A 22870-nucleotide genomic window follows, 5' to 3' on the forward strand; every position below is an offset into this window, starting at 1 on the left:
CGGATACTATAGTTTTCTTGCCTTGACTACAAAAGTTACAGGAAGCATCTTTGCTTTTTTTGCAAAATCACTGTTTTCATCCCGCGATTGCATAATTTCATCATCAGATTGCTCAATCATTTGCTCAATTACAAATCCTGCTTTTGCCAACGCATTCACATAGGTTGATAGTTTGCGATCCGACAATGTTAGCGCACCTTCATCAAGAGATACCGAATACCAAGATTCATCGAAATAACATTTGTTAAAAGCAAGCATATTGTTTTCTGCAACAACACATTTGTGTATAGGGTGGGACCAACTGAAAATAAATACACCGTCTTTTTTAAGGTAAGAAGCGATCCGGCAAAAAGTACCCTCAAGGTCGGTGGTCCAGCCTATGGCATAAATCGAATAAACAAAGTCAAAATAATCCACGGGTATGCCACATTCTTCTTCCATGGGAGAACAGATTATTTTTGCTGAAAGACCGCATGCCTTCAAATGTTGCGTTGCCTTTTCGATTTGTTTTTCTGATATATCCACAGCCCATAGTTCAGATGCTTTGCGTTCCCCCTGATATTGCAAGGATTGACCGTTTCCACAGCCTATTTCCAGCATCTTTTTACCTGAGACATCGCCAAAAAGCTGGCATTTTTCTTCTGAGACAAATGCTCCATAAAAAGGAAGCACGATTGCTCCTAAGAAATCGTTTCCTTTTGTATCCCAATAGAAGCTGTTTGTTTTATAAACAGAATTCTTGTCCATGCCGACGCCCTCCCCAAATATAAATAATATGAGCCTAAACGTATATCCCGACTTGCGCGTTATCCCAATAACACATATCGAACACAAACATTCTGCGCTATTACTCCCCAAATAATATATCGTTTTTCTATGAACAAATCCACCTAAAATATTCCATCTAGCGTCCATTTGATCTCAAAAACATGACCGGCCCATCCTGTGGCAATGGTACCGGATGCGAAGCGTCTCACACCGCATGCTGGTAATATGCCATATCGTATTTTCTATCCAATGGATTAAGGGATGGTAATATTTGTATTTGCTAAACATTCGTGGCAGAGCGGCGACAGATTGGGGGCTTCAGCCATCCCGCGGCCATAAATAACACGATCATTACCCGTTATTTTACGGCTACAGAGCGGAAGAAAATGTTCGGGTTGTTACTTCGGCGTTTTCTTTTGGCGTTCTTTTTTTATCATTCAAAATTAATGACAATTGCTGTCACTATTATTGGCTAAACTAAAGTCAGGAACAAATAAAATAAAACTCGAAGGAGAGATCTACATGACAATGCAGCTGGTTCCCTTTTTAATGTTTAACGGTAACGCCAGTGAAGCAATTTCGTTTTATGAAACGGCTCTGGAAGCCAAAGTACTTTTTAAGCAGACGGTTGGTGAAGACCCCTTGAGTCCTGAAGTTCAATTAACAGAAGAACAGAAGGCACAAATTTCCCATTCCATTCTAAAAATTGGGGAAACTAATGTGTATGCCTCTGATCTAATTCCGGGTCAAAAGTTGCAAGTTGGCAATCAAGTGACAATATGCATTACGACCAATGATGCTGGAAAGGCTCGCCAATATTATGAAGCTCTGCTGCCAGGCGGGAAGGTGCTGCAGCAGTTAGGAGAAGTTCATTTTAGTCCAGCTTATGGTATGCTAACGGACCAATTTGGTATCACATTTCAAATATTTACTACAAGACATTAAAAAAGCTATGATTTCCAAGGGGAATAGCTCCCTCAAAGGGTTGTCGAGAATCTGTAGCCGTTCGTTATAGGGAACAGGCATTTTTGTACAAGATGCTCGATGCGACCGATGGAGCGCATTTGTAAACTTGCCGTCACAGACAGCGCGGAGAACCGTATCTTAGGTTAAAGATGACGGTCGCTCAACTAACGGAGACTTTAGTACCATGACAAACAGGCTGCGGTATCATCGGTAGCCTGTTCAATTTGGGCGGAAAACCTATGCGAATGCAGGATTCTTCTAGGGTTATATTGAAATATTAAAATGAATCTTTAGAAGTAGGATGCTAGGAAGGTGAAGAAATGGAACTATCCAAAGAAATACTAAATTCATTTATTCTTAGTGGGGATATTGTGGCATTGAGTGGTGGTCAAAATACATCAGTAAGAATTAGTAACGCTGTACTAAAACCTGTGGATGACATACATCATTCGGAATGGTTACTGAATATTCTTTACAATATAAACCCTGAAGGTTATAGGGTATCTAAGCCTATTAGAAGTAAATACGGTACTTTTGTAAGTAGAGGATGGGCTTGCACTCAGTATGAGATAGGTAAGGATACAAAAGGGCGAATAGAAGAAAAACTTCAGGTATCGAGGTTATTTCATCGCGATCTATCTTCCATTCATTTTAGGGACTTCCCTCATACGGATAATCCTTGGTCAAAGGGTCATCGTATAGCATGGCAAATAGATGATTTGCCCGGGGAATTGCCAAGAGAGACACAAGAAATAATTAATAATTTACTTAGTAGGGTAAGCCTGAAAGAGCAATATAAGGTACAGATTGTTCATAGCGATTTGTCGGGAAACATTCTTTTTGACCAAGATTTGAGTCCTTTAGTAATTGATTTTTCTCCAACAATTGCCCCAGTAGAATATGCAGAAGCCATTTTAGTTTGTGATTGTATAGCATGGCAAGGAAGCAAAATATCTGAGATAGACCTGCTTCCAGATAATGAACTATATAAAGAAATGATTATACGAGCTATTATTTTCCGTTTAGCGGTTTCCAGTATATTTTCAAATGGTGATTATAATAAGTTTTTCCAAGAGTATCAGGCATTCAAATCCATAATAGAGTATATAAAGTAGCATTCATCCATTCAGCTATTAGAGAATGATAATGGAGGGGCTTGCTTCGCGGCAGCTCTTTTTGTTTATTGAAGTAATTGGGCAGTTTAATACAAATTAATTACTTTATTTTATGTTAGCTTCGTTTTTATACGGCGGAGCAATCTATCTATTCAAGAGCTTCTTTTGGTCTTTATTTTTTTTAGTATTAATAAGTTTTCTATTAACACTCAAGATTTCAGATGAAAAAATTAGTTTCGGGAAACAAATGCTAAGTGCTTGTTTAGGTATTTTCTTTTTTGGATGGATCGCAGTATTCATAATAATGTTGGTCAAGATAATCATAAGTTACCTTTACAGCTTAATAACCTAACGAGGGATGATAGTTGAGGTTGCCGAGCTCGTATTGACGTCCGGTAAGGCCTACAATACTATAGCGTTGCAGCTTACTTTTTCAGCATCCAATAATGAATGGATATATCAGGGGTGGGATGAGTTATTGGCTCTAGATTAGTTTTGATGACCTTAATAGTACTGTACATTATTGCAGTCTTAGTTAAAGGCTATCTAGTCGAAAACCAAATTATTTCGGAAGAAATGGCGAAGTTTATTAAATACCTTATATATGGACTTTTACTAATTTTCACCGTTCTTTTTCTCGCCATTAAGGCTATGAATCAATAGAAATATGTAATCTTTTTTGCGTCAGACTTCATATATTATAGGCTTGGCGAATTAAGTTAACGCATTACTATAGCTTAACAAACAACTCAAACACGGCAGCCGCATTGTGCTAAAGGGCAGATTGTTAGTATGGATTACTTGGCTTCATGAGCATCCCCAATCTATTAAAATATTCCATATCATTAAAATAAGTAATGAAACAAGGCAAGCAGCTCGGAAAATATGGGAGGTACTACAAAATTGATATGGCAAGATTTATTTATGAATCGTAAGTTTACAAGACAGGAATTATTACAAGGGCTAAAGATTGTATTTAACATAGAAGAAAGCCAGATATTTTTTACGGACAGCACATGGAGCCAGAGTATTCCAGAAGACGTTAAGCTGCTTTGCGAAACATATCTCTGTAAAGCAGAATTCCCTTTACGAATAACAATGTACTTAAGGGACCATCAGTTAATTCCTAAGAATGATATTCTGATACTTGGGAAACTATGTGAGCTATTGAACTGTTATTGTTTAATTAGTGATGTAGGCAGTAATCCTTATTCAATGATTCAAATCAAAAATAGTGTATCATCAGAACAAGTATTTATCGAATTAGAAAAATATGAAGATTTTACGGATTATGAACTACTTTAGTTTAGTGCATTAGTAAGAAAATGTTAACCACTGGATTAAGTTCAACTATCAAGAATCATATGAGTCAGAATTGTTAACCATAGCGTCTCAAGATTCAACTAACGGAAAACGTTTGTTCAATAGAAATCGGGTCGAGGCTGCTGGAATGAATCGGCAGCCTTTTGGCATGTTGAGGGTGCTTCGTAAGTTATGATAAGATAATGAGATATCAAGAGAGAAATTGAGGTGAGAAGCTTGGACAGACTTTATGATATTTTGCACTTTAACTCGGAGTTTGTAGAGAAGAAGGAATTTGAAAAATATAAAACATCTAGATTCAAAGATAGAAAGATGGTTGTTGTAACTTGTATGGACTCAAGGCTTACCGACCTTCTTCCCCGAGCATTAAATATAAAGGATGGGAATTCTAAAATCATCAAAGATGCTGGAGCGATTGTTTTGCATCCATTTGGTAGCGTTATGCGCAGCATTATTGTCGCTGTATACGAATTAAATGCCGATGAAGTGTTTGTGGTCGGACATCATGATTGCGGGATGAGCTGTATTGACCCTGGCGAAACAATTAATAAAATGAAGGAAAAAGGCATATCTTCCGAAACTATCGACACCCTCGAAAGTGCCGGAATTAATTTGCAACAGTGGCTACACGGTTTCGATAGTGTTGAAGATTCCGTCAATGGAAGCGTGCAAACGGTCAAGAACCATCCCCTCCTGCCAAAAAACATTCCAGTTCATGGCCTTGTAATCCACCCGGAAACAGGAAAGTTGGACTTAATAGTTGACGGTTATAAACATTAGGAATCGTAGGGAAATCCGAATTGATTGAAGCCTTCCTGGATCACGAAGCGCTATTCTGAGGAATACTGAGCTATCAAGAAACTATATCTCAATGAAGACACGACGGCAGCCGACAGACGATTGGCTGCCGTTTCCTTTGAAGTGACGGGCAGTTTAGTTAAATGTTAAATTCGGTGAACCGTATCACAAATATCGGCAACTTTTTAATGAACAGTGAACGAGTTGGGCGTGTATGAGACCCTCTAGGCAATATATGGTGTGGCAATAAAGTATGTTCAAGGATCCTTAAAATTGCGTTAACGGGATACGATATTGAAATTGAGCAGACTGCCGGGGTGGTCTGCTTCGTCGTTGAATTAACTGGCACGATAACGTAGTGAAGTGGAATGAAATAAAGGAAAACCTGATTCAGCAGTTGCCTTTGCAGTTATTGTAGATGGCTTCTGCTTCCCGCAAACAGTCCAGAGCGGGTCTCCCCCTGAGCCTGCAGGCTACGATGTATTGGGAGTATGTCAAGCGGCATAGCGGGATCCTAATAAAGCAAGGCAGTCTCAGCGAAACCGATTTTTTCTTTTCGAATGCGATCAACTCTTTTCTCAGCTTGCCAAAGGCCCGAGCCAAATCTTCGCTAAGCTCGTTAACCTTGTCGCCATCGTAGACTTTGAATTGCTGCTGGGTAATTTTCGATTTGCCCCCATCTGACTTCGGCATAACGCTGCTCGAAGTGATAAGCAAAGGTTTTCCATTCAAGGAAATCTGCATTACTCCGTTCAAATTTCCGTTAGGAATACGCTGGGTTTCCACGAAACTGACCTCCAGGACGCCATCTTTAGTCTTGACTTCGGCATTCGCGGAGAGTATAGCCGTCTCCTCCACTTTTTTGAAAATAACCGCCATCCTAGTTCCCCTCCCTTATTCATCCATACTTTCATATAATGTAGGGACAAGGTGGGAAGAAAACTGATAAATGATCTATTTTTAAGAGAAAAGGCTTACAACCAGGAGCTATCAATTCCAATCAAGAGGATTCCACAAGCCGTTTAACCAGATAACCCAAATGATTGAAGAACAGAAGACGAGAGAAGCACTCTGAACATTAAGTGAAGAGAAGCAGGTATTCTCGCAGATTCCCAGCCATTAACGATATATTTTAGAGTCATGCAAGATTATATGGCTGTGAAGATTGAAGGAGAAGAAATATGCTGGAATGCATTAATGAAAGAAACTATAGTGGAGGAGCATGCCGCGCGGCATTTCCTCGTTTTTATTTACTAGTATCGGGCAGATTAACGCAACAAGCACAATAACAATCTAATCCATTATTATAGTAAAATAGATACATCCTGTTAAAGTCTGGAGTGGTGCCTAATGTTAAAATTTATAACAGGAACTATGAACCCGGGGACCAAAGTGCATCAAGTATTTCATTAACTGCAGTAGTTTTATTCTGAAGTTTGCGCTTTCTCATAAAACTATTAGGAGGATGTTTTGTGAAAGTTGGATACGGAAACTATGGGATGCCTGAGACACCATACCCGACGGTCGTTCAGCAGGTGAAAGAAATTGGATTCGATGGATTAGAAATTTGTGTGAAGCCCGAGTGGCCTACATCACCTCAAAGATTGACGAAAATGGATCGCACGCAGTTCAGTAGCATGTTAAACGATATTGATCTGGACATCATCGCGTTTATGGGTACACCAGGCAAGCTGACTGAGACAGACTCTGCACAGCACTCCGCCAATCTGGATGGACTGCGGCGGGTTCTGGAGTTAAGCGCGGATATGGGAGTGGAGCGAGCGGTTGTGATCAAAACGGACGATGGAAAAATAGGCGATTGGGATCAGTTACGTAGTCGCACAGCGGAGAATTTACTCGAATGGGTTCAAATATGTTATGAGGCAGGGGCGGTGCTCGCACTTGAGCCTCACGTAGGTCAAATGTTGTATAACCCTAATCGATCATTATGGATGTTAGAGGAGGTCAATCATCCCGCTCTTAGATTGAACTTTGACTTCAGTCACTTTGAGGCTATTGGTGAGTCCTTACAAGAGTCGATTGATAAATTGATCAAATATACGGATGCCACTCACCTCAAAGATGTACTGGGGCGTTACCCGAACTCGCGCTTTGCTCTCCCAGGTGAGACCGTGTTTGATTATGCTGATTTTGCCCTGCGAATGTACAGAGCAGGCTATAACGGCTATCTTACCTCGGAAGTGTCTATGTTAGTTTCTAAGTCTCCAAACTATGATGCTCTTATAAGTGCTGAGTTCTGTTACAAAACGATTAGTGTAGCATTGGCCAATGCTGGTATCCCGCGTGGATAGAAACTTGAGAACTTAATGACGCCGAAAGAATCGTCTAGCCCGTATCAACTAAGACGAGGGGGCAAAATCTTAATATTCAGCCACATTAAAATGCCATTTAGCTTAATGGGCATGTGAATAATACATTACAAATCCAACCTTACTATCACCGCGATTATGCGCATAAGTTCGTGTCGAGCCTCGCGACATATGGGAGAGAAACGGTCAGGAAGTCTATTTGTTAAAAGCCGTTGAGAATTTAAGAAAACAAAGCAGAATGTGATTTTCAAGTTAAGTGATGTATTGAAGGGAAGACATCCGTGTTAAAAGCTATGCAATCGAAGATATTGAAAATTGCTACATTATCTTGAAAATAAAACTTACTGGAGACATGAAACTCTTTAAGAAAAAGCCTTAAGATTATCAAGGACAAGTCGGAGATGTCGCACCAGCATTATTTGTAAAATAGGTAAATTGTCAAACGTATATCGTACTAAAGCAATTTAGGCAATCGAGTAGGAGGGGGCGATTAACACCAGTCCTCTCACACCACCGTACATGTGGATCAGCAGCCCTTTCGCCTCCCAATAGGAAGTCGGAAGGGCATTATTTATGTTTCAACATTTGATGTCGAATCAAACCAAGACACGGCTGCCAGCATTGTTCTGCAGCCGCGTTTCGCTATAGATCAAATTATCATGTCCGATAAAGGTTAAGATTAAATAATCAGTCCTGCTTCTTAATTTTTGATGGAATCACGACCCTTACTGTTGTCCCTTCTCCGAGTTGGGATTGTATAGCGACACCATAGCCGACACCACCCAGTTTGGGCAGAAGGCAATAATGGAAAAATACACGGGGAGAAGAAGGAGAGCAGACCTGCAATAAACACGCTTTCAACGAAGACCTGCTCCGTCAACATAGCAACGACCTCCTTGACTACTTCTATTTTACGATTTTTCTGGTAAAAAGAGTAAGTACTTTGATGATCAGTTTCTATGAAATGATGATGCCTTGTTATAAAACTTGAGCAAAATTAAAAAACTCCAAATGAAGCGGATTATTTGACTTAATAGATCCTTTATCTAGAATTCGAAGGTTAGTTTACTTATTATTATGTTAATGTTTATATTCGGGGCTCATGTAACAATAGGAGGGGAGTGCGAGTAATGACTGCATACGAAAAACCAAGCTTGAACTTAAGTGAGGTAGAGGCAGTATTAAGGACTCATCTCGGTTCTAAAGTGGTAGAGATAACGCCGCTGGTTGGCGGTAACTTGAGCATTGTTTTCTCCTTCAGCAATGAAGGAAAAAGATGCGTGATTAAATTCAGTGACATGGAGGGAGCGTATAAAACTGAACATTATATTTCGGAACTGCTTTCTAACCAGGATATACCGTTTCCTAGATGCCTTGGACAAGGGAAAGTCGGACATCTAGCATACTCCATAATGGAACGGATTGATGGCCGTAATCTAGCGGATTTCTCAGCTGAACAGCAAACCCACCAACTCCCAGAGCTTATAAGGATATTGACACGTCTAAACCATGTAGATCTCGGGCTAACAAGCGGATATGGGTGGGTCGGGCCTAACGGTGACGGAGCATTTCAAACATGGAAAGACTATTTGGTTGCATCATTTGCGGAGGATCAGACGGGGAACTTCTGGGAGAATTGGTACGACTTATTTCAAAGTACTTGTTTAGAAAAAGATGTATTTGATGAATGCTACAAACGATTAATGGCTTACTCGTCCTACAATGAACCTCACCGTTACTTCATTCACTGAGATTTTCACCAATAGAATATCTTGTCCGACGGCACACGTATAACCGGTATCATTGATGGCAACTTTGCATATGGCGATTTTCTTGTTGATCTCGCAATTCTCAATAGACACATGGAAGGGCGTCAGGTAATTCAAACTTATCAAGACTATCAAGAAAAAGTTGGAATTATTATTCCAGATTTCAAAGAGAGATTACTTGGAGCCTATTATTTTAAAGGGATGGATGGACTTCGTTTTTATGCAAAAATGGGGTGGAAAGATGCCTATTACAGTACTCGTAACTTTCTTCTCAACTTAGAGACTTAAGTAATTCTAAGAAGAATAAAATGCTTCTAAAGTGATTTACTTGAAAGTTCACCTTAAGGACAATCACTTTGGGTAAATATAAAAGAAGCATTTAATCAGCCGATGCAACAATCAATTCGAAGAAGATTTGTTATTTGACATAACCTTTGAAATTATGCGAGAAGAAAATAACTTAATAAACAAAGAGTACAGTAATCAAAAAAGCTTTTTACATTACTCTTTATCAATGTCTGACTTATAACAAGTCCGAGAGCAGTTTAAAGTGGACATGTTTCCAATTCCTGTTTCTATTCATAACTTACATTAGGCATTTACCCAGTCACGATTATGAAGTGAATAGATCGAGGGGAGTAAATAATTATGGAAAATGAAACACGGAATGGAAATATACCACAACCGATAAGAAATGATGGTGCCGGTTGGTGGGATTTAGGGCCACGCGACATCATGCGAGACATTGAGAACCCTGACATGCTAGTATCGCCTGCCACCGATGCCGGGTCGTTGTCCAATATGAAGTTCTCTTTCTCCGACACTCACATGCAGTTAAACCATGGTGGCTGGTCGCGGGAAATTACGGTTAGAGAACTGCCGATTTCAACCACGATTGCGGGGGTGAATATGGCTTTGACTCCGGGTGGTGTGCGCGAGTTACATTGGCATCAGCAAGCGGAATGGGCTATCATGCTTGTGGGGCGAGCGCGCATTACATCAGTTGACCAGAACGGGAGGAACTTCATTGCCGACGTAGGTGTAGGCGACTTGTGGTACTTCCCTCCCGGAATTCCGCATTCTATTCAAGGATTGGAAGAAGGTAGCGAGTTTTTGCTCGTCTTCCCTGACGGCAATTTCTCTGACCTCAATACTATAACTATCTCAGATTGGTTCGCACATACACCAAAGGAAGTACTATCGGCGAATTTCGGTGTGCCAACAAGCACTTTTGCCCATATCCCGAACCATCAACTATACATTTATCAGGGAACTGTTCCCGGTCCAATCGAAAGTCAGCAGGTAGCAGACCCGCAAGGTACGATACCATTATCCTTTACACATCGACTACTCGCACAAAAGCCGATTGTAACTCCGGGCGGCACTGTGCGTATAGTCGATTCTACCAACTTTCTGATTTCCACTCAAATTGCCGCATCGTTGTTGGAAATCAAACCAGGAGCGATGAGAGAAATGCATTGGCATCCAAATAATGATGAATGGCAATATTATATCTCAGGTACAGCTCGTATGACGGTATTCGCAGCCAATGGCACTGCTCGCACTTTCGATTATCGAGCTGGGGATGTAGGATATGTACCGCGTGCATTTGGTCACTATATTGAGAATACCGGTGATAAAACCCTTTGGGTTATGGAGATATTTAAGAGTGACCGCTTTGAAGATGTTTCGCTTAATCAGTGGATGGCACTTACACCTCATCAATTAGTACAGGGGAACCTTAATGTAGGACCAGAATTAATAAACGCATTGACAAAAGAAAAACAATATATTGTAAAAAATCCGGGATTTTCTTACTACCCAAAAACTGATATATAGGTGCATCAGCGTTGTTAGGCTCCTCTATTAGTTGGAAAGCTTGTTGGACAACGAGTACGATAGCTTAATAAAACACCTACCTAAAAGAAACATCACAAAAGTTGATATCGGTGTGATCATTTAATTTGTCACATGACTTGCTTTTAAATGTGTACTCACAAGGGGCCAACAGGTCCAAATACATTCCCACATACAGCTGCAAATGAAATATTTTCCTTTATCCAACATTGGGCACACGAATATTTAGACGAAGTTTATTTTTTGGGTTCATGTCGGGTGACAAGAACATTATCATATTAATAACCGCGAATATCGCGGCTTTTATGTTTTATGGGATCAAGTTCTTGTCAAAGCCGAATGACAAGAACTTGATCCCATTCCCGACGGATAGCACTTGCCAGCCCCTAGGAACAATCTATCCAAAGACCTTTACTATCCTCGTGAAAACAGAATATCGGAATTTTTTATACCCGATATCCTCGATATTCTGAGTTCTAATGGAGCATGCGTTGGCAAGGGGCCGGTAGCCTTTTTATAGCCCGCACATGAGGCATAGATTATAACCGACACCGGTTAACCGTTGGCTGTTGATATAGAAAGGGTCGCGATAACGCTGGAGCGCCCGCTCATTGTCTTTGGCGTTCGCATCGGCCCAGATGCGAATCATGCCGTCCGGGTAGAAGCAGAGCAGCTGCTCACCCGGCAAATCCATAAACCGTGACGCCATGGCCACGGTTCCGCCGACGTGCCCGCAGGAGCGTCCGCTGCGGTCGAGCACTTCACCATCGCCGCCAGGCACGCCGCAGACGAGCTCATGGAACCCGTCGCCGTTCAGGTCGACGGGGATGGTTTGGTACACGCTGAAGGGCAGCGTGTAGGGCTGGCCGTCTGCGGTATCGAAGACGAATTCATCGCGGTCCTGATGAAAGCGGCCGTCCGGCCCGCAGGTTTTCTTCCCGATGCGGATCGCCATCGCGACATGCCCGCCGTCGTCTTTCAGACGAGCGGTCCAGCCCATGTCCATGTGGCCATAATCGACGTCGCCCCACAGCCTTTCACCCGCGGTGTCGTACAGAAGCACGCGCGGCGATGCTTCAGGGTCTCCCTCTCGGATCGTATAAAAACTCCATTCACCCGTGTTTGGATTGCGCATCGGCTGGATAATATCGGAATGCCCGCGGTAAGTATCGCGGTCGGCGCAGAACAGTTCCTTGCCGGTATCGAGCTCGATGCAGCGCTCCCCCCAGAAAATCTCATCAATCCCATCCTGATTGATGTCCACTACGGGGCACAGGTGGCTCCCTCTGGCACCTGCTTCGTCTTTACCTACCTTGAATTCCCAACGAAGGCTCATGTCCTTATTCCAGCCTTGAAGGTACATATTGCCATAGGTTCCCTGCGCTGTTACTAATACAGGGTCACCGTTCACGTGCCCGCCTGCAATAAAATTGCGGAATTGGGTGGATAACGTTTGCTGTACATCCTGATAGATCCATGGATATTGTCCGATCGTTTCACCAGTCCGTCCGTCGAGCCTTTCCAGACAGCTGTTTTGCAGGCTTAGCTGATGCTGCTGGTTGAGGTTGTTGACATACCAGATTTCATCCACGCCATCGCCGTCCAGATCGAAAGGAAAGACAGGGCAAAACCAGATGCCAGGAATAACGGTTTTGCCGAAATCACGAGTCCATAATAGGTCCCCCTCCTGCGTGAATAGCGTCAGCTTCAAGGTATCTGTTGGAAAGAAAAACATTTCATAATATGGGTCAATATCGAAATCGGCGCTGTACACTACCGCAATAGCATTGTTACCTTCGCCAAGCCGCACCGGGAAAGCACGTAGCATACCGATAGGGGACCCCAGCGAAAGCTCCAGGACTTGCTTTAATTCGATTTCTTTGGTCATTGATTAAACCCTCCTACATTTTTTATAAAAGCTAAGAAAGCATAACCTCACCTAAAGTGCATGTTGAACTTTCTACTAGCAAGAAAACCTGTATTTGATCTGCGGTCCTTCATCCTTGAGAGATCTCGATATAGCTTTTCTTAAGTGTAAGTTACTGCCCGCTTGAATCTTCTATCCTTTAACTGCTCCCACCATAACCCCTTTTACGAAAAACCGTTGGATAAACGGATAAATCACGATGATTGGCAGTGATGCCAGAAAGATTGATGCCGTGCGGATAGAAAGAGATGAAACCTCGCTCATGGCTGACATGTCTCCCATTAAAGCTGCCATTTCCATCTGGATAACCATATCCCTCAGGAAGAGCTGCAGCACTTTGAGATCGGCGGAGCTGGTATAAATGACCGCATCCATAAAAGCATTCCAATGCTGTACAGCTATGAACAGACCGATGGTCATAATGGCCGGAAGGGACAAGGGTAAATAAATTTTGGCGAAAATAAAAATGTCGTTAGCTCCATCCATTTTGGCGGATTCTTCCAGGCTGTCCGGTACATTCTCGAAAAAGGTGCGAAGCAAAATAACGTTCCACGTACTGATGGCTGTTGGAATGACGAGCGCCCAGATCGTATCCATCAATCCGGTTGCTTTGACAATCAGAAAGGTGGGCACGATGCCGCCATTAAACATCATCGTGATGATGATGTAGATCATAAATGCTTTTCGGCCCGGCAAATACCTCTTGGAAAGCGCATAGGCTATCGTTAGCTGCAGCAGCAAATTGACTGCAAGCCCAAGCACAGTACGTGTTACCGTCACCATAAAGGAATGCAGAAACTGCGGATTATCGAAGATCAGACCGTAAGCCTTGAGATTGAAGCCTCTTGGCAGCAGCATAAGCTCGCCTTCTCGAATTAGATTGGAGTCACTGACGGACGCCAACATAACATAATAGAAGGGGAGGAAGGTCAGGATAGCAAAAACGATAAGTATAGCACCGATTCCTGCATTCGCAGATAGCTTCATGGACATGGTGGTTGCTCCTTTCCGTTTACCATAAGGAAACCTCGCTGAATTTTTTTGCCAGCCGGTTGGTGCTCCAAATCAGGAAGAAGCCAATGACTGACTGGAACAGCCCGATTGCGGCGGTAATGCTGAATTGAGCGCTTTGCAAGCCAACTCGGTAAATATAGGTGCTCAATACATCGCCGACATCGTACACAGACGGATTGTACAAGATGTAAATTTGCTCAAAGCCAACATCAAGCAAGTAGCCGATTTTCAAGATGAGCATGATGAGAATTGTATTGCGTATGCCCGGCAGAGTGATGTAAACCAGCTTTTGCCGACGGTTGGCTCCATCGATGGTTGAAGCTTCGTATTGCTCAGTGTCGATGGAGCTTAATGCCGCTAAATAAATGATAGCCCCCCAGCCGGATTCCTTCAGAATGGATGAAATAACAACAATAGGTCGAAAAAATTCGGACTTGCTCAGAAAAAAGATCGGCTCCATACCTAAGGAACGAAGCATATTGTTGACCAAGCCTTCATTCGGGGATAAAAGTTGAATAACAATGCCTCCAAATACAACCCACGACAAGAAATGGGGGAAATAAACGACCGTTTGGATCGCTCTTTTGAACAGCAGATTTTTCATTTCATTCAGTAATAGGGCAAGGATGATGGGGACGGGAAAAGCGAACGCCAGCTCGTACAAGTTGATTACCAGCGTATTTCGGACAATGGCATAAAAATCCTGATTGCGAAATAAAAACTCAAAATGCTTAAGTCCCACCCAGGGGCTACCCCAAATGCCTTTGGAAAAATTGTAATCCTTGAACGCGATCATGACTCCATACATGGGCATATAACGAAAAATGAAATACCACAGCAGCCCGGGAAGCAGCAGTACGTACAAATACTTATGTTTCGTTATGGTCAGCCAAGCGGCCGTTAGCTTCTTGCGTTTAGCTGTTTGCGTGACGCGGCTCTGTGACTCCGTCCAAGCTCTCATGATCTTTCGCCTCCCTCATTCGATATTGGCTTTATTATAGGAGTGCAGCTCCGCCTGGAAAACTAACATTATAACGGATCGTGTATATATTTCTAGCTTTGGACTGAACAAATTTTTGAGTCAAAGAAATGTACCTTAACCAGCATGTATAAAATGTTATAATCGGCATGACAGCGTTTACTTGTAAAAAGACAACATTATCGGGGGGATAGTCAAATGAGGCTCGCAAGGCTGAAGCTGCCGAAAAAGAAGCTTGTGCTGTTACTGATGGTTGTCGTTCTGATGATCGTGCTTTCCTATGGGGTGAATCTGATTAAAGTCCACAGAGATACTTCGGAACGGTTCGTGGAATCGTTTCATGTGACCCACGAGAACCTGGTTTCCCTTTCATTAGTTTTGGAAAAGCAGATTAACTCTATTTATTACCAACTGACCTTGGAACGCGTCCTCAGGGACTGGTTATCCCAGCCCAAGCCGCTCATTACAAATATGTATATGTTGGGTGAGGTGCAGGAAAACTCGCTCAAAATTATTAACAGCAACCCACTAATCGTTTCCGTGTATATATACAGTAAAGTAAACCGAATGGTACTGGCTTCCAACCATGAATTCACAAACCTTGACCAGTTTCCCGAAAAGGAGCTGTTCTCCGAGTTTAATGAAAGAGAAGGTCATTGGGTCGGCAAGCGTGAGGAGAAGGCTGGGTATGTCAACAAAAAGAATATTATTACGTTTGTCGGTCCATTAGGGGATACAGGGCTTGTAGCCATTAATGTGGATGAGCAGAAGCTGTTTGCTACAACACCGGATAATTACGCCATGTTTCTGATGGGCAAAGGGGACCGAATTCTTACGATAAGAGCCGGCAAGGATGTGAACGTGGACACACTGCCGCTCGGTCAACTGCCTGATCTGAACAAGATATCGGATAAACCGGTCCAATGGGGGGCCTATTACATGTCCGTTTCCGGGCAGCCGGGCGGCGAATGGAAAATGGTTTCGTTCACACCGCAGATTGAGCTGTCCTCCTCCTGGAAAAACCGCAGGAATATGATACTGGCAGTAGCTGTTTTATTAATAGGATTAATTGTTATTATTTACGGATATATTCGAAGATCTTATTTTCAACCGATCGAGAGGCTGGAAATCTCATTTAATAAAAATCTGGAGGATCTCAAGCATCATCTGGTGCTGAATGTAGTGACTGGAAAGCTGAAGGAAGCCGATATTCGGGATAAAATGACGGAGATGGGGCTGAGGTTTCCGACGGATCGGTTTATGGTGATCGTGTTCCAGATTGATGACTTTTACAATTACCTTCTCAGCATGAAGCAGGATGAACGCTTTTTCATGGACAAAACGATCTATAATGCCATTAAGTGGACATTCATGACAACCTATGCCTGCTATCCGGTTAAAGCTGAGCTGGAGAAGATCGCCATTCTTGTTGCTGTCCCGCGGGATGTGGAGGAAAGCGCGATGCTTCAACGTTTGGAAGGGACGGTTAGATATTTGCAAAATGAAATCCGGGACAGCTGCAATTTAACGATTTGTGCGGGGATCAGCCGGATTCAGGATGGGCTTAATCGTGTGCACCACGGGTATTATGAAGCGCTCCAGGCCGTTGGGTTCAAAACCATATACGGAAAGCACAGCATCATCCATTATCGGGACATTGCCGCCAAAAAGACGGAGGAATCTGCATATGGGGTAGACGATATCAGCAAGCTGTGTCTGCTTCTTAAAGAGGGGCTGACGAATGAATTTGAAGTGCAGCTGCAGCAAATGCTGGATGGACTGGTAAATGAGGAAAGGTTCTCGTTGGATCGCGTAAATGCGTTTTTTTCCAATGTTCTGTACGGAATTGTGAAAATGATGCTGGAGCTTAGACTTGAAATGAATGAAATTGTTCAAGGCGATATTTTTATGAACATGTACAGCTATGAATTTGTACAGGATAAAACGGAGTACGTAAAGCAGGTAGCTGGTAAGGTGTCGGCTTGCATCATGTCACGGAAAAACTCTAACAATAAGACGCTTCAGCTGATCGTCGACTACATTCATGCCAATTATGACAAAACGATATCGCTGACGACCATATCGGATTCGCTCGGCATCAACTCTTCCTACATTAGTACCCTTATGAAACACGAGTTTGGCTGCGGCTTTGTTGAGTATTTGAATCAGCTCAGGATTAAAAAAGCCCAGCTTCTGTTGGAGAATCCAGATCTGGCTATTAAGCTCATATCGGAAATGTGCGGCTATGATACGGTTCATTCGTTTATTCGCAATTTTAAGAAGCTAAATTTGTTTACACCCAGTGAATACCGAAATAAATTGTTGGCCAAGAGGAATGTATAAAAAAATGAACAGAGCTGGTTTCAAAAGTTTATACATGACTCGAAATATTGTAAATTGCGATTCTTTCCAAGGCATTCAACAATAGGGATAACGTCCAGCACTAGTTGACGGACGGATGCATCCTACACTTTTGAAGGAGGAAGTCGCATGAAAAGGAAAAGGGTCTCTTGGCAATCTATCTCGCTCCCCATGTTGCTAATTACCGCTGCGTGCACGGCTATAGCCGGCTGCAGCTCAGGTGGATCAACAACTGGAGGAGCTGCCGATACCCCAGACAAAGCAAAGAGCGCAGGGCCGGCCAAGTTCAAGGTTATGTTCGACTATAATGTAGATCCGAAGGGAATGTCTTTGACCGATAACGAATACATCCGGTTTCTTAAAGAAAAGACGGGTGTTGAGGTTGTGCTCGATTCGCCAGGGACAGCCGGATATGTCGATAAGCTGAATGTTCTTATGGCTTCTGGCAGCTACCCGGATGCTTTTGCCGTAGGGGACCGGGATTTAATAATGAAATATGCCAAAGACGATCTACTGGCTGATCTGAGTCCTTACATCAATGACACCGCCAAGTATCCGAATTTGAAAAAGGTGATGCCTGCTGACTCATGGCTGCCGGTTACTGAGAAAGGTAAGGTGTTCGCCATTCCTTACAGCCGCCCCGACGGCTTGAGCCAGGTTGTTTATATTAACAAAGTGTGGCTGGATAAGCTGAAGCTGCCCATTCCGAAGACGATAGATGATTTTTATAACGTTATGAAAGCATTTACATTAAATGATCCTGACGGCAACGGCAAGAATGATACCTTCGGCTTACTGACCACTAACAATATAGATAATGGGGCCAGAGCTTTCAAGGCGGCTTATAATGCAGAGGCTTATTCAATTAGAGATGGCAAGGTAACGCCTCCGGAAATTACTACGGAATACAAAGATTTCTTGAAGTTTATGAACAAGCTGGTTAATGAGAAAATTCTAGATCCTGAGTTTCCTACCGTGACGTCGCCGATTTTTCAGCAAAAGTTTAAGTCGCTCAAGTACGGTGTGATCTCCGGCTTCTGGCATTATCCATCCGGTCTTGAAATCCCGAAGGAAGTAATGAGCCAGTATATAGCTTTACCGCTGCCACTGCAGCCGGATGGCAAGCCTGCCAGCTTCTCGTACCCGAGCTTGAACCGGCATTACGTGGCCATTCCTAAAACGACTAAAAATATCGATCAATTAATGAAGTTTATGGATTGGGCTGTGTCGCCTGAGGGGATGAAATTCTCATTTATCGGCGTACCTGATTTCAACTATAAGGAAGTGGGCGGCAAAATTGAGCTGACCCAGCAGCAGCTGGCTCCTATCCACTGGTCGTTCTCGCTGGTGAGAACAGGACAATTGACTGATGATGTAAAGAAATACATTGGGGTCGTTTATCCGAAGGAAGCGGTAGATAATCTGGAAATGGCGGCCAAAATCGGTAAGGCCGATCTGCTTCGTGCGGCATTGCCATACTACCCGGATCTGATAGGGTTTAATCTAGGTAAAATTACAAGCGAGTATACGACCAAAGCGATTCTTGGCAACGCTGATGTGGATAAAACATGGGACGATTACGTAAATCGGTACAATTCAGCCGGAGGAGACAAAGCCATTCAATTCTGGACCAATTGGTATAACACAGAAGGAAAGACCCTTCTTAAATAGGGCTGCAGCAATTTACGCTATTATAATCGAGGAGGCTTATTAAATGACCCATTCTACAAAACAAGTTAAGCTGGAGAAAATAATACAATTTTCGGTTGGACAAAAGCTTGGACAGCTTAGAGCTATTCCCGTTCAATTAGGAGGAGGTAAGCAAGCCTTTCTCGCCGTATATTCGGCTGACTTCGATGTGGATCCGTCGGTTAATATGTTTTTTTATCCTACGGATACATTGAAAATGATGCTGTTTGAAGAAACAGGGGAAGTGCTGTGGAAGCGGGAGCTGGGGAAAACGGTCGTACCCGGTATTTGGTTTTGTCCGGTGTATCCGTTCGACCTCGATGGAGATGGTGTCGATGAGTTGTGGTTCGTCAACAATTTGAATGAGCAGCATCCGTTTGCCCTTCCTTTTTATCGGCTGGAGCGGCTGGATGCAACGAATGGGGAAACGACCGGACAATGGCAATGGCCTAATGATGGAGGTAAGGAGGAGCCGCTTAGCTGCACCTTCCGTAACTTTATTGTTGGGGGCTATGCCAACGGCGAGCCTGTGCTGGTAACGGCACAAGGTACGTATTGGGGCATGCATCTGCAAGGCTGGAACCCGGATATGTCGTCTCGTTGGGAGCTGAACATCAAGAAGGACGATCCAGGCGCTCGGGGCAGCCATGTCACTCCAGTCATAGATTTGAACGGAGACGGTGTCGATGAATTAATGTGGGGAGAACGCTGCATCGAGCTCGATACAGGAAAAGAGCTGTTCTGCGCTGACCGGGATGTATATGCGGGTCATTCGGATGTGGTTCAGCCGGTGCTTAATCGGAATAAGAACGAGTGGTCTCTGTTTACAGTTCGGGAATCCGATCCGACTGCTACACCGCGTGTCGTCATGTTTGACGATCAAGGGAACCGCAAATGGGGAGATGTGGAGGCAGGACACATGGACATCGGATGGGCGGCCCGGCTTCAGGATGACCGGAGCCACGTGACCATGGCTATTCGAATTGGTGCCAAAACGTGCGGACCTGATGGCCGTTTTCATCAGAATATGGACGAATTTATATATGATGCGGAGTCAGGCGAGTCTTATGAGCTGCCATTTAGCGTTTATCGCACGATACCAGTTGACATTAATGGCGACGGCTACCATGAGCTTGTACGGGGGATGCCTGCCGGTGATGGAGAGGTGTTCGATCGTCATGGCGTTTCCTATGGGAACGTGGGAGGTACCGTGGCTATGGCATCGAAGTTATTGGATTTGCCTGGCGAGCAAATATTATCGTTCAGTCCTGATGGTACGATCACCCTATGGGCTGATCGAAATGCCGAGGATGGCCCGGAGGCGACAGCTCGGTATAAGGATCCTTATTACAAGGCATGCCAAAGATTGTATGCAGTGGGTTATAATTTATATATTATTGCCGGCTTGTAGGGAGCGGCAAAACACCAAAAACTGTGTTCCCCGCCTTGGGCTGAGAACACGGTTTTTGGTTTAGTTTGGACACAAATGTGCCAACATAACATATGGAAGAAAAGCTTGAGGAATCAGGCTTATGGCAGAAACCGCAATTCGACTTTATGGGAGTAGTTTAGTGTCATTTATTAATGACATTAAATTACTCCCATTCTCCGTTATTGACGACAAAATCTCCCCCTTTTACCGTAGCGGAGATTTATTGTTTGAAACCTGAGTTTAAAGCTGTGCTTGATAGCTTAAAGACAGAATATTATGGGAATTATGATGAAATTGATGCAACGCTAGTGCCTGAATATATATTTTTCGGGGTGGGACCAACTTGTTTTAAAAAATATACTAGAATACAAGAATACAAGAGGGTTTACATCGGTTAAAATCTGAACTACAATTAGGTTATGAAAACGTAAACAACCCCCCATAGAATAGGAGGGTGAGCATAGCCTCTGCCATTTAGTTTATTCATTGAATTAACCAAGTGAACTGCGAGAGAGTGATGTCCGTGGCAAACATTCAAAATCCGGAACTGGGGGGGGAATCCCGATCAGAACTTTTGCAGGGTTGAAGACGATTATTACATAGCCGTTTCGAATTTCAAATGGCTTCCCGGGGTGCAAATTCACCATTCCAGGGATTTGGTCAACTGACATCTTGTGGCCCGGCCTTTAAATCGTGTTTCCCAATTGGATATGAAAGGGGATCCGAGCTCCGACGGGGTACAGGCTCCGTTTTTAAATTACCACGACGGGAAGTTTTGCTATTTTTTCGGATATGAAGGTGTATGCCGGGGCCTGGAAAGACGGCCATAATTATTTGGTTACCTGCGAGTGGAGCGACCCGGTTCGTTTGAACAGTTGGGGATTCGATCATTCTTTGTTTCACGACGATGACGGAAAGAAATATCTGGTCAATATGCATTGGAACCAAAGGACTTACTTTTGCCGGCATTGTATTGCAGGAATACTCTCAGGTAGAACAACGTTTTATTGGAAAACCGAAAGTTATTTTTCAAAGAACGGACATCAAAATAACGGAAGGGCCCCATTTATACCGGTTAAACGGATATTATTACCTGCTTACGGCAGTGGGTAAAACCCGGTATGGGCACGCAGCCACTCTGGCCAGGTCGAAAACGATTGATGGTCCTTATGAACTGCATCCTGATAATCCCTTCCTTACGTCATGGCACGTCCAGAGAAATCCGCTGCAAAAGTGCGGGCATGCTTCGATAGTGCAAACGCATACAGGAGAATGGTATTTGGCTCATCTTACAGACAGACAATAAGTGGAATCGCCTGTTATGGAGGAAGCCAAGTGCTACCTTTCAGAGATCGACCGTTCGCGTTCAAAAACTGCAAGGTCAACGATGGCCTGCTCAATGTACTGAAGAAATATACAAATTGAAATAGTCAGGTTGAAAAATGTGCAACCTTAGTTCGTATCGTACCGGGCTAAAACCCATGAAAAAAGACGGTTCATTACCATCCGTTGAACATAACTTTAGTTACGAAGTATAGCGAAGAACCGTAAATGGAGGTTGTAGTTTATGAACGCAATGAATAGTAGTGTTGCTCTGGATAAAAAGCATAGCGTTGGAAAGCCGCTGAAAAAAAAGAAAGGATTCTTTTATTATATAAAATATGATTTTATACTTTACCTTATGTTGATTATCCCTGTTGCATATTTATTGACATTTAAATATGCTCCCATGTATGGCATACAGATTGCTTTCAAGGATTACAACATTTTTCAGGGAGTCAACATGAGTCCCTGGAATAATTTTGAAACATTCAAGCAAATTTTTGCATCACCACAATTCTTTCAGGTTGTTAGAAACACTTTGATGCTTAACGGTTTGGATTTGATTGTGGGATTCCCAGCGCCGATCATTTTGGCTATTTTAATAAATGAACTGGTTTGGAATAAGTTTAAGAAGGTAAGTCAGACAATACTGTATCTGCCGCATTTCCTTTCCTGGGTTATTATCGGCGGGATTGTTGCTCAGTTACTTTCTCCTACAGGTATGTTAAATACATTAATTAGCCATATGGGTGGACAACCGTTACCGTTCCTCACGGACAAATATGCATGGGTTGCAACTTATGCTTTAGTTGGAGTATGGCAAAATGCAGGATGGGGTACAATTTTGTATCTTGCTGCTATGACGGGAATTGACAAGCAGTTGTATGAAGCAGCTGACGCAGATGGTGCAGGGAGATTCAGGAAGATTTGGCATGTTACGCTGCCAGGTATCAGACCAACTATTGCGATCCTTCTGATACTGCAGCTCGGTAATATTATGGCTATTAACTTCGACCGTCCATTTACCATTCAAAACAACCTTGTCATGGACTTTGGTGACGTTATCAGCACCTATGTTTATCGTGTAGGTATCCAATCTGCGAACTTTTCAGTTGGTGCAGCTGTCGGCCTGTTCCAGTCTGTAATTTGCTTAATATTCCTGGTAACTTCCAACTTTATTACGCGCAAACTAGGCGAAAATGGAATATGGTAAGGAGGA

The 22870-nt window shown here is 43.1% G+C and carries 19 protein-coding genes and 1 pseudogene; 15 read left to right on the plus strand and 5 right to left on the minus strand.

Annotation, left to right across the window (positions count from 1 at the left end):
- Window positions 1-6 precede the first annotated feature (6 nt).
- On the minus strand, window positions 7-747 hold the full coding sequence (locus ACFQ0C_RS16485) for a class I SAM-dependent methyltransferase (RefSeq protein ID WP_379368164.1): 741 nt from the start codon (window positions 745-747) through the stop codon (window positions 7-9).
- A 543-nt stretch (window positions 748-1290) separates the two neighbouring features.
- Here ACFQ0C_RS16485 and ACFQ0C_RS16490 point away from each other — a divergent pair.
- The 4 genes from ACFQ0C_RS16490 to ACFQ0C_RS16505 all read left to right on the plus strand — a co-directional run bounded on the left by ACFQ0C_RS16490 (window position 1291) and on the right by ACFQ0C_RS16505 (window position 4952).
- Window positions 1291-1713: a VOC family protein gene (locus ACFQ0C_RS16490; RefSeq protein ID WP_379368165.1), complete on the plus strand. Its 423-nt coding sequence runs from the start codon at window positions 1291-1293 to the stop codon at window positions 1711-1713.
- 341 nt (window positions 1714-2054) lie between these two features.
- Window positions 2055-2849, plus strand: coding sequence for an aminoglycoside phosphotransferase/kinase family protein (locus tag ACFQ0C_RS16495; protein ID WP_379368166.1), 795 nt, complete (start codon window positions 2055-2057; stop codon window positions 2847-2849).
- Window positions 2850-3752: 903 nt separating this feature from the next.
- Window positions 3753-4154: a hypothetical protein gene (locus ACFQ0C_RS16500; RefSeq protein ID WP_379368167.1), complete on the plus strand. Its 402-nt coding sequence runs from the start codon at window positions 3753-3755 to the stop codon at window positions 4152-4154.
- A 234-nt stretch (window positions 4155-4388) separates the two neighbouring features.
- Window positions 4389-4952: a beta-class carbonic anhydrase gene (locus ACFQ0C_RS16505; RefSeq protein WP_379368168.1), complete on the plus strand. Its 564-nt coding sequence runs from the start codon at window positions 4389-4391 to the stop codon at window positions 4950-4952.
- Window positions 4953-5360: 408 nt separating this feature from the next.
- On the opposite strand, the gene ACFQ0C_RS16510 is transcribed toward ACFQ0C_RS16505, so the two are convergent.
- Window positions 5361-5849: a hypothetical protein gene (locus tag ACFQ0C_RS16510; protein ID WP_379368169.1), complete on the minus strand. Its 489-nt coding sequence runs from the start codon at window positions 5847-5849 to the stop codon at window positions 5361-5363.
- A 593-nt stretch (window positions 5850-6442) separates the two neighbouring features.
- On the opposite strand from ACFQ0C_RS16510, the gene ACFQ0C_RS16515 reads away from it, so the two are divergent.
- The 5 genes from ACFQ0C_RS16515 to ACFQ0C_RS16535 all read left to right on the plus strand — a co-directional run bounded on the left by ACFQ0C_RS16515 (window position 6443) and on the right by ACFQ0C_RS16535 (window position 11446).
- Entirely contained in the window at window positions 6443-7282 is an 840-nt protein-coding gene (locus tag ACFQ0C_RS16515; protein WP_379368170.1) for a sugar phosphate isomerase/epimerase family protein, read from the plus strand.
- Window positions 7283-8430: 1148 nt separating this feature from the next.
- Window positions 8431-9051: a phosphotransferase family protein gene (locus ACFQ0C_RS16520; protein WP_379368171.1), complete on the plus strand. Its 621-nt coding sequence runs from the start codon at window positions 8431-8433 to the stop codon at window positions 9049-9051.
- 21 nt (window positions 9052-9072) lie between these two features.
- Window positions 9073-9357, plus strand: coding sequence for a hypothetical protein (locus ACFQ0C_RS16525; protein ID WP_379368172.1), 285 nt, complete (start codon window positions 9073-9075; stop codon window positions 9355-9357).
- 360 nt (window positions 9358-9717) lie between these two features.
- Entirely contained in the window at window positions 9718-10908 is a 1191-nt protein-coding gene (locus ACFQ0C_RS16530; protein ID WP_379368173.1) for an oxalate decarboxylase family bicupin, read from the plus strand.
- A 394-nt stretch (window positions 10909-11302) separates the two neighbouring features.
- Window positions 11303-11446, plus strand: coding sequence for a DUF2711 family protein (locus ACFQ0C_RS16535; protein WP_379368174.1), 144 nt, complete (start codon window positions 11303-11305; stop codon window positions 11444-11446).
- On the opposite strand, the gene ACFQ0C_RS16540 is transcribed toward ACFQ0C_RS16535, so the two are convergent.
- The 3 genes from ACFQ0C_RS16540 to ACFQ0C_RS16550 form a co-directional block, all read right to left on the minus strand.
- A complete protein-coding gene (locus ACFQ0C_RS16540) occupies window positions 11441-12814 on the minus strand; it encodes a rhamnogalacturonan lyase family protein (protein WP_379368175.1) in 1374 nt (457 codons plus the stop codon). The two genes, ACFQ0C_RS16535 and ACFQ0C_RS16540, sit on opposite strands and share 6 nt — an antisense overlap.
- A gap of 171 nt (window positions 12815-12985) precedes the next feature.
- Entirely contained in the window at window positions 12986-13846 is an 861-nt protein-coding gene (locus tag ACFQ0C_RS16545) for a carbohydrate ABC transporter permease (protein ID WP_379368176.1), read from the minus strand.
- 19 nt (window positions 13847-13865) lie between these two features.
- On the minus strand, window positions 13866-14828 hold the full coding sequence (locus ACFQ0C_RS16550) for an ABC transporter permease (RefSeq protein ID WP_379368177.1): 963 nt from the start codon (window positions 14826-14828) through the stop codon (window positions 13866-13868).
- Window positions 14829-15044: 216 nt separating this feature from the next.
- On the opposite strand from ACFQ0C_RS16550, the gene ACFQ0C_RS16555 reads away from it, so the two are divergent.
- From ACFQ0C_RS16555 to ACFQ0C_RS16580, 6 genes and pseudogenes are all read left to right on the plus strand, one after another.
- A complete protein-coding gene (locus ACFQ0C_RS16555) occupies window positions 15045-17189 on the plus strand; it encodes a helix-turn-helix domain-containing protein (protein ID WP_379368178.1) in 2145 nt (714 codons plus the stop codon).
- A 147-nt stretch (window positions 17190-17336) separates the two neighbouring features.
- Entirely contained in the window at window positions 17337-18878 is a 1542-nt protein-coding gene (locus ACFQ0C_RS16560) for an extracellular solute-binding protein (protein WP_379368179.1), read from the plus strand.
- Between the two features lie 43 nt (window positions 18879-18921).
- Window positions 18922-20307 carry a hypothetical protein gene (locus tag ACFQ0C_RS16565; RefSeq protein ID WP_379368180.1) on the plus strand — a complete coding sequence of 462 codons (1386 nt, stop codon included), beginning with the start codon at window positions 18922-18924 and terminating at the stop codon, window positions 20305-20307.
- 248 nt (window positions 20308-20555) lie between these two features.
- Entirely contained in the window at window positions 20556-20726 is a 171-nt protein-coding gene (locus ACFQ0C_RS16570) for a hypothetical protein (RefSeq protein ID WP_379368181.1), read from the plus strand.
- 141 nt (window positions 20727-20867) lie between these two features.
- Window positions 20868-21628: pseudogene (locus ACFQ0C_RS16575) on the plus strand (family 43 glycosylhydrolase); the annotation flags it as partial.
- 267 nt (window positions 21629-21895) lie between these two features.
- On the plus strand, window positions 21896-22864 hold the full coding sequence (locus tag ACFQ0C_RS16580) for an ABC transporter permease (RefSeq protein ID WP_379368182.1): 969 nt from the start codon (window positions 21896-21898) through the stop codon (window positions 22862-22864).
- The last annotated feature ends 6 nt before the right edge of the window (window positions 22865-22870 follow it).

It is taken from the genome of Paenibacillus sp. GCM10027630, assembly GCF_042676305.1.
GTDB lineage: Bacteria > Bacillota > Bacilli > Paenibacillales > NBRC-103111 > Paenibacillus_S.